Here is a 2,035-nt window from a genome sequence, read left to right on the forward strand (position 1 = left end):
TCACATTTTTTGCAGACCGGTGCCTGACGCCTACTTTCTAGACGGTTAACCCGCGTGGGCATCGCCCCGCCTGATGAAAATCATTGCAACGCAGCAAATTGGGCAAGCTGCACCATGGCAGACAACACAAACTGCAGCGCTGGGAAGCATTGTGGCAACGGCACATTTCCCTGATCGCCAGCATGTAGGCCGTAGCGAGCCATAGCGAGTTACGGCAATGTGCGCACCGCCGTAACTCGCTATGGCTCGCTACGGCCTACTTTCAATCACGCCAGGCATCGCCCAGGCGGCTTAACGGCTGAGTATCGTGTTTTGCAGGAAATAGCGCCGGCCTGGCGGCCCAGCGACGCGGTGATCTCGTGAAAACGATTTAACGGCTAACACCCAGCTCTTTTTCAATTTGTTCCAAAGGCACACCCTTTGTTTCGGGAACCATCGTTACTACCCAGATCAACTGCAGCACCATCATCAAGCAGAACGCACCAAAGACTAATGCCGGCGACGTTGCGGAAAGGATTGACGTGAAGAACATGGTCAGCAGTGCCGCGAAAATCCAATGAGTGAAACTGCCGAGGGTTTGCCCAGACGCTCTATGTCGGTTGGGAAAAATTTCTGAAATGAAGACCCAAATAACGGCTCCCTGTCCAATCGCATGAGCCGCGATGAAGGCGAAGATGCAAGCCATCACCAGCGTGCCACCGCTGCTGGCCACTTGTGAAGCTTCGACAACAGCAGTCTCCGCAACTTGGAACTGGGACTCGTAATGAACAAAAGCCCAAGAACAGATTCCTAGCGCAGCGATATAGCCAAACGATCCAATCACCAGCAAGCTACGACGCCCCAATCGATCAATCAGATAAAGCCCCAAAAAAGTGAAAACCAGATTCGTTAGTCCGATTCCGATTGAATTCAATCGAGCGGCGTCTTCACCCCAACCCGCGAGCTCGAAGATCCGAGGAGCGAAGTACAGGATCGCGTTGATGCCGGATAGCTGATTAAAGAATGCGATTAAAAATGCGAGCGTGATTGGTTTGCGATTCCGTTTCGTCCAAAACGACTCGGCAGTTTTCTCTTGATTCTGCGATGCCGCGGTGATTTCGCTAGCCAAGGTTTCGACGGTCTCCGCTGAAGCCCCTGGGTTTATAAGCCCCAAAACTTCAATGCCGGATTCTCGATCACCCTTCACGCCGATCAGCCAACGCGGACTTTCGACCAAGCTAAAACAGAGCAGCGTGTAGACCAAAGCTGGCAACGCCTCGATTCCAAGCATCCAACGCCACGCTTCGCCTTCAAACAGCGCCCAACCTTGCGGATCGAATGACATTCCGATGGCCCAGTTCGATAGGTAGGCAACCAAAATGCCAAACACGATGTTGAATTGAAACATTCCCGCTAGTCGGCCACGACGATCAGGCGGCGAGATTTCAGAGATGTACAACGGAGCAACAACCGTCGAAATGCCAACGCCAAGACCGCCAAGGAAGCGAGCGATCATGAACGAATTCACATCGCCAGCCATCCCGGACCAAACCGCCGAGGCAAAGTAAAGAACACCGATGCTGATCAGTGTTTTCTTTCGGCCCAGTTTGTCAGTCGGCCAGAAACCGATCAGCGAGCCGACAACCATTCCCCACAACGCGATACTCATGGCCAAACCATGTTGGCCGTCGCTGAGATTCCATTGTTCTTGAATTGTTTTCTCGGCACCTGAGATGACGACGGTGTCAAAACCGAAAAGAAATCCAGCTAACGCGGAGGTCAGTGCCCAGAAAAAGAGTCGATGATTCAAGTGCAAGTCTCCCAACGCGCTGGCACGACAGGTTTCGTGAAACGATGTTGGCCGGAACCAGCAGAGCTTAGTTCCGGCAATCCAAAACAGCACCGTGCAATTGCCGGAACTGCGATCATAACGTTCTTGCATAGTCCCGGGAGGGACGGAAGCTCTCTGCCGGGGATGCAAATCCCCGGATGGCAGCGTTATCTCTCACTTTTTCTCTGTAACCAATTCTCTGGCTCGGTTTCGCGGCGTAGCCGC

The 2,035-nt window shown here is 53.0% G+C and carries 1 protein-coding gene; it reads right to left on the reverse strand.

What is annotated here, in order from left to right; genetic code table 11:
* Positions 1–370 precede the first annotated feature (370 nt).
* Positions 371–1,789: a sugar porter family MFS transporter gene (locus RC85_RS25510; protein WP_068267732.1), complete on the reverse strand. Its 1,419-nt coding sequence runs from the start codon at positions 1,787–1,789 to the stop codon at positions 371–373.
* Positions 1,790–2,035 lie beyond the last annotated feature (246 nt).

Origin of the sequence: Rubripirellula obstinata (assembly GCF_001642955.1) — a bacterium.
Classification (GTDB): domain Bacteria; phylum Planctomycetota; class Planctomycetia; order Pirellulales; family Pirellulaceae; genus Rubripirellula; species Rubripirellula obstinata.